Origin of the sequence: Actinomadura sp. 7K507 (assembly GCF_004348425.1) — a bacterium.
Lineage (GTDB): Bacteria > Actinomycetota > Actinomycetes > Streptosporangiales > Streptosporangiaceae > Spirillospora.
Genome location: NZ_SMKK01000053.1, coordinates 1 through 9,237, shown reverse-complemented (window position 1 = coordinate 9,237; position 9,237 = coordinate 1). Strand labels below are relative to the sequence as shown.

The 9,237-nt window shown below is 69.8% G+C and carries 9 protein-coding genes and 1 pseudogene; 6 read left to right on the top strand and 4 right to left on the bottom strand.

Annotated features, from left to right (window positions below):
• Nucleotides 1-371: 371 nt before the first annotated feature.
• On the bottom strand, nucleotides 372-1,868 hold the full coding sequence (locus E1285_RS14520) for an amino acid adenylation domain-containing protein (RefSeq protein WP_132152160.1): 1,497 nt from the start codon (nucleotides 1,866-1,868) through the stop codon (nucleotides 372-374).
• Nucleotides 1,869-2,101: 233 nt separating this feature from the next.
• On the opposite strand from E1285_RS14520, the gene sbnA reads away from it, so the two are divergent.
• Entirely contained in the window at nucleotides 2,102-3,070 is a 969-nt protein-coding gene (gene sbnA / locus E1285_RS14515) for a 2,3-diaminopropionate biosynthesis protein SbnA (protein WP_132152158.1), read from the top strand.
• A 42-nt stretch (nucleotides 3,071-3,112) separates the two neighbouring features.
• Entirely contained in the window at nucleotides 3,113-4,138 is a 1,026-nt protein-coding gene (gene sbnB, locus E1285_RS14510; protein WP_132152156.1) for a 2,3-diaminopropionate biosynthesis protein SbnB, read from the top strand.
• A gap of 227 nt (nucleotides 4,139-4,365) precedes the next feature.
• On the opposite strand, the gene E1285_RS14505 is transcribed toward sbnB, so the two are convergent.
• The 3 genes and pseudogenes from E1285_RS14505 to E1285_RS14495 all read right to left on the bottom strand — a co-directional run bounded on the left by E1285_RS14505 (nucleotide 4,366) and on the right by E1285_RS14495 (nucleotide 5,269).
• Complete coding sequence (locus E1285_RS14505; RefSeq protein ID WP_132152154.1) at nucleotides 4,366-4,776, bottom strand: DUF4260 domain-containing protein; 411 nt, start codon at nucleotides 4,774-4,776, stop codon at nucleotides 4,366-4,368.
• Between the two features lie 119 nt (nucleotides 4,777-4,895).
• A pseudogene (locus tag E1285_RS14500) lies at nucleotides 4,896-5,018 on the bottom strand (alpha/beta hydrolase); the annotation flags it as partial.
• Between the two features lie 35 nt (nucleotides 5,019-5,053).
• Nucleotides 5,054-5,269: a hypothetical protein gene (locus tag E1285_RS14495; protein ID WP_132152152.1), complete on the bottom strand. Its 216-nt coding sequence runs from the start codon at nucleotides 5,267-5,269 to the stop codon at nucleotides 5,054-5,056.
• Nucleotides 5,270-5,661: 392 nt separating this feature from the next.
• On the opposite strand from E1285_RS14495, the gene E1285_RS14490 reads away from it, so the two are divergent.
• The 4 genes from E1285_RS14490 to E1285_RS14475 all read left to right on the top strand — a co-directional run bounded on the left by E1285_RS14490 (nucleotide 5,662) and on the right by E1285_RS14475 (nucleotide 8,890).
• Complete coding sequence (locus E1285_RS14490; RefSeq protein WP_243722782.1) at nucleotides 5,662-6,381, top strand: helix-turn-helix transcriptional regulator; 720 nt, start codon at nucleotides 5,662-5,664, stop codon at nucleotides 6,379-6,381.
• Between the two features lie 212 nt (nucleotides 6,382-6,593).
• On the top strand, nucleotides 6,594-7,547 hold the full coding sequence (locus E1285_RS14485; protein WP_132152150.1) for a DUF5996 family protein: 954 nt from the start codon (nucleotides 6,594-6,596) through the stop codon (nucleotides 7,545-7,547).
• Nucleotides 7,548-7,616: 69 nt separating this feature from the next.
• On the top strand, nucleotides 7,617-8,093 hold the full coding sequence (locus E1285_RS14480; protein WP_132152148.1) for a VOC family protein: 477 nt from the start codon (nucleotides 7,617-7,619) through the stop codon (nucleotides 8,091-8,093).
• A 92-nt stretch (nucleotides 8,094-8,185) separates the two neighbouring features.
• The gene (locus E1285_RS14475) at nucleotides 8,186-8,890 is read left to right on the top strand and encodes an RraA family protein (protein ID WP_132152146.1); all 705 of its coding nucleotides are present in this window, start codon (nucleotides 8,186-8,188) and stop codon (nucleotides 8,888-8,890) included.
• Nucleotides 8,891-9,237: the final 347 nt, after the last annotated feature.

Here is a 9,237-nt window from a genome sequence, read left to right as displayed (position 1 = left end):
TCAAAGAGAATGACCACAGAAATCGGGCTGTTCCCCGTCCCCTTTCACCCCGAGTCCCTGCCGGGAACGCGATCGCCCCGCGTCCACCCGGGAGCCAACGCCCTGTGGTCCGGTCAATACAGAGCGCCGCCACGTTCCGCCCTCGTCCCGGACCGCCCTGGACCCATGTACTACTCAGGAGTAGCGGAGCCACAGTCAACCAGCCTGTCACATGCCTCGCAATCCCCTCAAAAGCAGAACTTGACCAGACCCATTGCTAACAGGAGTGACAAAGTCGCCTGCGGGCGACCCGCCGTTCATGCCCGGTGACGCTCGCCGGTTGACAAAGGTTCACAACACATTCGACCCAAGCCGATTACGGTGCGTGACATTCAGCCGGTCGGATACTCGTGCACGACGACCGCGGCGGCTCCCACCGACGGGTGCCGCTGCAGCACCGCCTCGATCTCGCCCAGCTCCATCCGCACCCCGGCGATCTTGACCTGCCGGTCGACGCGCCCCAGGTACTGCAGGGTGGGACGGTCCTCGCCGCCCGCGCCCGCCGGCAGCAGCCGCACCGCGTCGCCCGTCCGGTAGAGGCGGCCCGTCGGGGAGTCGCCGAACGGGTCGCGGTAGAACGCCTCGCGGGTCCGCTCGTCGTTGCCCAGGTAGCCGCGCCCGACGACCACTCCGCCGACGAACAGCTCACCGGTCTCGCCGGCGTCGCAGGCGGTCCAGGTGCCGTCGTCCTCCTCCCGCAGCACGTACAGGCGCGTGTTGACGACCGGGGTACCGATCGGCAGGCGGAGAAGGTCCAGGTCGCCCGCCGTCACGGTGTGGTGGGTGACGTCGTCGGAGCACTCGGTCGGGCCGTAGGCGTTGAGGAGGCGGGCGTGCGGCATCGCGTCCAGCCAGCGCCGCGACAGCTCGGCGGGCAGCTCCTCGCCCGTCGCGATCATCCAGCGCAGACCCCGCAGGCTCCCTGGGACAAGGTCGTCCAGGAGATGCCTGACCATGGTCGGGACGAGTTCGACGATCGTGATGCCCTGCTCGTCCACGGCCTGCGCGAACGCGACCGGATCGTGCCCGACCTCGTCGCCGATGACGTCCACCCTGCCGCCGAGCAGCAGCGGGCACAGCATCTGCCAGATCGAGATGTCGAAACCGAGCGGGGCCGTGAACGCCACGACGTCCGCGCCGGTCAGCCCCATGTCGAGGATCTTGGCCCAGAGGTGGTTGACCATGCCCTGGTGCTCGACGACCGCGCCCTTGGGGCGGCCCGTCGAACCCGAGGTGAACAGCACGTACCGGGGCTGGTCGAGAGTGTCCAGGCGGGGTTCGCCCGCCCACGGTCCAAGGCCGTCCGCCGCGGCGGCCCGCACCACCCGGCAGCCGGCGGCCGCCGCGCCCTCCGCCAGCGCGCCCGCGTCGTCCGCCATGACCAGCACGGAGGCCCCCGCCTGGTCGAGGACGTCGCGGACGCGCCCGGCGGGCCACGTCTCGTCGGCGGGCACGTACAGCGCTCCGATCAGCTCGATCGCGAGGAACGCGGCGATGACGGTCGCGCTGCGCGGCCCCCCGACGCCGACGACCGTGCCCGGCGCGACGCCCTCGCCCTCCAGCAGCGCCGCCAGCCGGCGCGCCTCCCCGGCCAGCTCGGCGTAGGAGAGCACGCGCGCCCCGTCGGTGACGGCGGGCCGGTCCCGCTCGGCCGCGAACCGCTCCACCCGAGCGATCACGGAGTCGGCGAGATCCACGCTCTCCTCGCGGACCATGCCGTGCCGGACGGTCAGCTCCCGGGCCCGCCTCGCCTGCGCCGCGGACACGTCGAGGGCGGGCAGCCCGGCCAGGGGGAGCAGCCGGTCCACGGCGGGTCCGCGAGCATTCATCATTACTCTCCGTGATGTAGAACTTCTCCACCGTCATCAAAAAACAAGCGGGGGCCATAGCTTATCCGTGGTATGCCGGAAGCATCTCGCATTCATCGCTACCCGTCGGTAAGTGGGGGGTTGCGTGGAGAAGATGCACGCCGGTACCGTGATGCTTCGCCATGGACAGGCGCGAGCCCGCGGCGAAGCTCGGGGAAGATGAGGGAATTGTTTCTTCATTTGAAGGTGACAGTGTGCCGATAATCACCTCGCCGCAGGAATTCAATGTCGACGACCTTTACGTCGATCTGCGGCACGTCATCGATCGTCCACTGTATCTCAAATGCGAAGGATTCAATTTCGCGGGTTCGGTCAAATTGAAGGCCGCCGCCGCGATGGTGGAGGCGGCCGAGGCCGAGGGCGCGCTCACCGAGAACTCGATCATCGTCGAGTCCTCGTCCGGCAACCTCGGCATCGCGCTCAGCCTCATCGCGGCGAGCCGGGGACTGAAGTTCGTGTGCGTCACCGACCCGCGCTGCAACCCCGCGTCCATGCGGGTCATGCGGGCGCTCGGCGCCGAGGTCCGGGTCGTGTCCGACCGGGACGACAACGGCGGCTACCTCGGCGGCCGGATCGCCTACGTCCGCGAACTGTGCGAGTCCGGCCGCGAGTACGTGTGGCTCAACCAGTACGCCAACCGCAACAACTGGCTGGCCCACTACCGCGGGACCGCTCCATCCATCGACCGGCAGTTCCCCGACCTGGAGGTTCTCTTCGTCGGCGCGGGCACGACCGGGACCCTGATGGGCTGCGCCCGCTACTTCCGCGAGCGGAACCGCCCCGTCACGATCGTCGCCGTCGACGCCGTCGGGTCCGTCACCTTCGGCGGCATCCCCGAACGCCGCATGGTGCCCGGCCTCGGCACCAGCAGCAAGCCCTCCCTGGTGGACGAGTCGCTCATCGACGACGTGATCCACGTCCCCGAGCCCGACACGATCCGGACCGTCCGCGCGCTGTCGTCGCGCGGGTTCCTGTTCGGCGGCTCCACCGGCACCGTCGTGTCCGGCGCGTCCCGCTGGCTGGAGGCCAAGTACCCCGGCGAGGACCCGGTCGCGGTGGCCATCGCCCCCGATTTCGGCGAGCGCTACCTGGACTCCATCTACGAGGACGGCTGGCTCCGCGAGCACTTCGGCGAAGAACTGCCGGATATCCTCGACGCCTGATCACCCAGACGGACACGGACAGACGAACACGGAGCGGTTTCGATGACGCAGGCCCCCTCATTCGCCGTGATCTCCGGCGCCCAGATCCACGACGCGGTCACCGGGCGGGAGGAGCAGGTCACCCGGATGGTCGAGGCCGCCTACCGGCTGCACGGCGAGGGGCAGACCATCAATCCCGACTCCTACTTCCTGCGCTTCCCCGACCGCCCGTCCGACCGGATCATCGCCCTGCCGGCCTCCGTCAAGGGCGACGTCGGCGTCCACGGCATCAAGTGGATCTCCAGCTTCCCCGGCAACGTCGCGAACGGCATCCCCCGCGCGTCCGCCGTCCTCATCCTCAACGACGCCGAGACCGGCTACCCGTTCGCGTGCCTGGAAAGCTCCATCATCAGCGCCGCCCGCACCGCCGCGTCCGCCGCCCTCGCCGCCGCCACCCTCGCCGACAAGCGCGGCGACCGCCCCCGCCGCGTCGGCTTCATCGGCGTCGGCATCATCGCCCGCTACATCCACACCTACCTGGCGGGCAACGGCTTCACGTTCGACTCCCTGGGCATCCACGACCTGTCGCCGGAGCACGCCGAAGGCTTCAAGGGCTACCTGGAACGCTCGGAGAAGGGCGAGATCACGATCCACGAGTCGGCCGAGTCCCTGATCCGCTCGTCCGACCTGGTCGTCTTCGCGACGGTCGCCGGGGAGCCCCACGTCACCGACCCGGCCTGGTTCACGCACAACCCGCTCGTGCTGCACATCTCGCTGCGCGACCTGTCCCCCGAGATCATCCTCTCGTCCTGCAACATCGTGGACGACGTCGAGCACTGCATGAAGGCCAACACGTCCCCCCACCTGGCCGAGCAGCAGGTCGGCAACCGCGACTTCGTCGACGGCACCCTGTACGACGTCCTCACCGGCAAGACCACCCCGCCCGCCGACAAGCCGGTCGTCTTCTCCCCCTTCGGCCTGGGCGTCCTGGACCTGGCCGTCGCCCGCTACGTCTACAACGAGGTCACCGCCTCCGGCACCCTCCACACCGTCCCGGGCTTCTTCCACGACCTCAGCCGCTACGGCTGACCCGCGGCTCCAGGGCTCGTCGTCATCGAAGACGTCCGGCTCCACCGGCACGAACGTGCCGTCCGGGATCACGCGCTCGGTCCGCTCCGCGTCGGCGGCCGGAAGTAGTAACCGAGCCTGACGCCACCAGCGTACGATCCCGGTCGCGGGCCGGGGGGGACACGCCCCGGTCAGTGCCATGCCTTTCCGTTCACGGGCTTCAGGTGCCCCGGGCAGGCCGGTGCCGACTACCGTCCCGGTGAGCTGTGCGGCGGGTTCTTGCCGATCTCTCCGAGATGGGTGTGCCTGAACGAGTCCGGCAGCTTCAGTCCGTACCCCAAGGCGCGGTCGACGCCGACGTGGAAGGCCCACGCGCAGGCGAGCAGTCCGGCCGCCGTCGAGGTACCCGAGGACACCGGCTCGGCGGCGAGCGCGACCAGCCCCGCCAAGGCCGGGAACGCGTAGTTGTGGACCGCGTTGTAGGTCGCGGCGCCGGCGGCGGTCGATCGCACGTATCCCAGCATCGAGAGGTCGAACGCGAGGAACGCCGCAAAGATCACCCACCACCATCCGGGATACAGCATGACGGCCGCGACGAGGGCGATGAGGGCCACTCCCCCTGCCTCGACCCGTTGAGTGACGTGTATCTGTCTGGTCATCGGTCCGCCAGGAAGGCGTGCAGGACGCTGTTGACCTCGTCGGCGTGCGTCCAGAGCAGTCCGTGCGGTGCTCCTACGATCTCGACGTACTCGGCGTCGGGGAGAAGCGTGCGGAAGCGCTCCCATCTGTGGCCGTTCTGGGGGTAGCCGTGGATGAGGACGACGGGCTGACCCGTTCCCTGCTCCTCGTGGTAGATCTCGATCGGGGTGCTGTTCTCTTCTCCGACGTTGATGAATCCCATGATGCGTTCCTTCCTGGTTGACGTGTTGTTGTGAATCAGCGCAAGGCGATGACACCGCCGACGTGGCCGCTCATGGCAGGGACCACGCACAGGTCGTCGTCGGCGGCGCTTGGCCCGGCTCCGCGGTCGTTGGTGATGCTGCCGATGAGCTCGGGTGCGGCGTCCCCCGCGGCGGTGGAGCGCAGCGCTTGAGGAAGAGCCAGCCGGGTCCGGAAGATCTGGATCAGCTCGCTGCGGGCGATCTCGAGCATGGCGGTCGTCCCTTCTAGGCGACGGGTGTCGTCATCCGGTCCCTGCGGCCGACCGGGGAGGCTTGGCGGGCCGGTCGGCGCCGGTCTCGCCGCGCTAGCATCAGGCTCGGGCATGACCGGGCGCCCTCGCGTCGGTGGAAATCCCTGATGTCGTGCCCGGTGGGTCCGCTCAGCACTGGGCCGGGCCTGGCCGAGTTTGTGCGTGTCGGCGACGATGACGCAGTCCTCGTGCGCCGGGCTGGAGAGGAACAGGTGGTGTTCGGAGCCCTCCACCAGTTGAGCACGCCACTCCTGGAACGGCTGGACGCATTGCCCGGGCCCCAGCAGACCGCCCTGCGGGTGGCGTTCGGGCAGGAGGCCGGTGCTGCGCCGGATCCCGCTCGTTCGCCGGATTGCCCGAGCTCCGGCTGAGCGGGCTGACTGAGAGCGCTGCGCGGGCGCTGCTGGCCGCCGCGGTCCCGGCACCGCTCGATGACGGTGTGCGCGACCGGGTCGTCGCCGAGGCGCGCGGCAACCCGCTCGCGCTGTTGGAACTGCCTCGGAGCGCTCCGCCCATGCGTCTGGCCGGCGGCTTCGAGCTGCCGGACGCCCTGAGCGTGCCGCGCCGCGTCGAGGACGGCTTCCGGCGCCGCTCGGAGGGCCTCGCGGCCCGCTCGCGAGCCCTGATCACGGCGGGTCCCGCCGCCGAGGAGCACTATCTCGAGGGGGTCGGACAACTCGGCGCAAGCACGATGGTCGGCCATCTCGCCCGCACCCACCTCGTCTACGGCGAGTGGCTGCGCCGGGAACGCCGGCGCCAGGACGCCCGCGAGCAGCTCCGCATCGCGCATGAGCTCCTGGTGAACATGGGGGCGGAGGCGTTCGCCGCCCGCGCCGCCCGTGAGCTGCGCGCCACCGGCGGGCACCCGCGCAAACGCACCGCCCAGCCCACCGACGCCCTCACTCCGCATGAGCTGCAGATCGCGCGGCTGGTGGTCACCGGGGCGACCTCACGCGAAGTGGCCGCGCGGCTGTTCCTCAGTCCCCGCACGGTCGAGGCCCACCTGCGCAGCATCTTCCGCAAGCTCGACATCACCTCGCGTCGACAGCTGAAGGACCTGCGGCTCACCTGAAGGCCGTCGACACGCGGCAGGCATGGTCGAGGACCCCGGGTCGCCGTCGCCGCCGGGCAACGGGTCCCCGCAAGCCGGCTGACCATCCGATCGGTCCCACCTACCTAAACCACCCCCGGTCTGTCGGCATCAGGGACGTTCACCGACGCGAAGCGTCCGCCCTGCGCAGCAGCATCACCACTGAGACGAACCGCCGACCAGGAGGTGCGAGCATGACGAGGGAACTCACCGCGACCGGACGGGGGTGGCCCCGGCTGCGGGTCGACGACTGGACCGAGACCCGCGACACCCTGCACATGTGGACCCAGATCGTCGGCAAGATCCGGCTGTCGCGAGCACCGCTGGTCAACCATTGGTGGCAGGTCACCCTGTACGTCACCCCGCGGGGCCTGACCACCGGCAGCATCCCCGACGGCAACGGCCTCTTCGAGATCGAGTTCGACTTCGTCGGCCACCGGCTGGCCGTCCGCAGGAGCGACGGAGGCGCCGAGACCGTCCGGCTCGAGCCGAAGCCGGTGGCCCAGTTCCACCGGGAGACTCTGGCGGCGCTGAGCCGGCTGGGCATCCAGGTCGAGATCCAGGACCGTCCCAACGAGGTCGACCCGGCGATCCCGTTCGCCGAGGACACCGAGCACACCTCCTACGACCCCGAGGCCGCGCGCCTGTTCTGGGGTCAGTTGGTCCAGGCCCACCGGGTGTTCGGCGAGTTCCGATCCCATTTCGTCGGGAAGGTCAGCCCCGTGCACTTCTTCTGGGGCGCGATGGACCTGGCCTGCACCCGGTTCTCCGGGCGGCCGGCGCCCGAGCATCCCGGCGGAGCCCCCAACTGCGGGGACTGGGTGATGGTGGAGGGCTACTCACGTGAGCTGAGCAGCTGCGGCTTCTGGCCCGGTGGAGGAGAGGAGGGCGCCTTCTACGCCTACGCCTACCCCGAACCCGACGGGTTCGCCGAGTACCGGGTCGGGCCCGAGGCGGCCTACTACAGCACCGCGAACGGCCAGTTCCTGCTGCCCTACGAAGCGGTGCGCACCGCCGAGGACCCCGACCGGGCGCTGCTGGAGTTCCTGCACAGCACCTACGAGGCCGCCGCCGAGCGCGCCAACTGGGACCGGGCGAGTCTCGATGACGACCCCGCCCGGTGGCAGGACCGGCAGCGGCAACACTGACCCATCCGCTCGATATGGGAGTCCCGGCACGACCAAAGGTCCAACGACACCGAGCAAAGGAGCATGCTGATGGCCACCCCAGCGACCTACGACAACCTGCCCGCCCCCGTCGAGGGGCTGATCCTCACCCACTTCCTCACCGTCCGCGACGTCGCCACCTCCCGGGACTTCTACGCCGACATCTTCGGCGGCGAGGTGGTGCTGGACGAGAACCCGGGGATCGTGAAGATCGCCAACAGCTGGATCATCATGAACCCCGGCGGCGGACCCACCCCGGACAAGCCGGACATCAGCCTGGCCGCCCCAGCCGCCCCGCAGCCCGGCGACACCGTGTCCAGCTTCCTCAACGTCCGCGTCGCCGACATCGGGGCCTTCTACGCCCAGGCCACCGCCAAGGGCGCCGAGTTCCTCACCGAGCCCCTGGACCGAAAGGCCGAGCTCCGCTGCTACCTGCGCGACCCCGACGGCTACCTGATCGAGATCGGCCAGGCCACCGGCATGCTCGAAGGAGTCTTCGCCGACCCGCCGGCCGACTCCGGACAGTAGACCCACACGGGCGTTACCTGCCCCCATGGCCGGCCGGCGCGACGACGCCGAGCAACCCACCACCCACCCGCCACCACGGAAGGCCGAGACCGATGAGCAACGACGACACGAGCGACGGCGCCGCCGGCGACACGCGCGACCGCGCCACCCAGGCCGCCGAGCTGGGGTGCGCGGCACTGGTGGACGCGATGGGCAGGGTCCACGGCCACCGGGCGCACATCCTCGCGCTGAGCAGCCCCGACCCGGCTCGACCACTGTTCGGGCCGGCCTCCACCCTCGCCTACATGCCGTACCGCGACGACCTACCCCAGACCGAGACCGGATTCGCCGAGCTGTTCTACCAGGCCGTCGGCGCACAGCCGCAGGGACGAGTGCTGGTGCTCTCCAGCGGCGGCTACCCCGACGCATCCCTCGGAGGCGGCACCAAGCTCTCCCGCGGCGACCACCAGCAGATCGCGGGAGTCCTCGCCGACGGGCGACTCCGCGACTTCACCCAACTGCGCGACTACCGGTTCTCCACCTGGTGCCGCGGCGAGGCGACCCGGTGGGGTGGGGACACCGTGATGCCCTACGCGGCAGGCGCCGCCGTCGAGATCGCCGGCGTCACGATCACCCCCGGCGACTACATCTACGCCGACACCGCCGGTGCAGTCGTGATCCCCGCCGTCAGCATCGACCGGGTCCTGGCCGAAGCACACGCCGTCGAGGCCGAGGACGCCCGGGACTCCGAAGAGATCCGAACCGAGAAGAGTGAAGGAACCACACCTCCTGTAAGTTCCGCCCCAGTACCACCATGAACTGAAGAACACTCGCACCCCGTCGGCCCCGGCGTGATCGTCACGCGGTGATGCGACCTGCGTATGGACGGGCGGCCTCGTGCCCGTCCCTTGACCCGGCCACAGCAAACACGACCAGCGCTGCGACCCGTACGGGCCGGCCACGTCCATCGTCGCCAGAGCCCAGGTGGAACATTAGTGGTATAAACGGCGGATGGTGGCGGAACAAGAGCTTCGTGGGCGCATCGAACGCATTAGCCTCGATCTTTCACCGGGGCGGTTGGGTCGCGGAGCGCCCCAACCGCCTCTTCGTTTTCAGCGGCGGGTCATTCGTCGGGCCCGACTGTCGCGTCGGGTGGGCGGGGTTC

Excerpts from the sequence above, each read along its gene's own strand:
- E1285_RS14480 (WP_132152148.1), top strand. The coding sequence starts at position 7,617 with ATGGCCACCCCAGCGACCTACGACAACCTGCCCGCCCCCGTCGAGGGG.
- E1285_RS14520 (WP_132152160.1), bottom strand. The coding sequence starts at position 1,868 with ATGAATGCTCGCGGACCCGCCGTGGACCGGCTGCTCCCCCTGGCCGGG.
- E1285_RS14495 (WP_132152152.1), bottom strand. The coding sequence starts at position 5,269 with ATGCTCGAGATCGCCCGCAGCGAGCTGATCCAGATCTTCCGGACCCGG.
- sbnB (WP_132152156.1), top strand. The coding sequence starts at position 3,113 with ATGACGCAGGCCCCCTCATTCGCCGTGATCTCCGGCGCCCAGATCCAC.
- E1285_RS14485 (WP_132152150.1), top strand. The coding sequence starts at position 6,594 with ATGACGAGGGAACTCACCGCGACCGGACGGGGGTGGCCCCGGCTGCGG.
- E1285_RS14475 (WP_132152146.1), top strand. The coding sequence starts at position 8,186 with ATGAGCAACGACGACACGAGCGACGGCGCCGCCGGCGACACGCGCGAC.
- E1285_RS14505 (WP_132152154.1), bottom strand. The coding sequence starts at position 4,776 with ATGACCAGACAGATACACGTCACTCAACGGGTCGAGGCAGGGGGAGTG.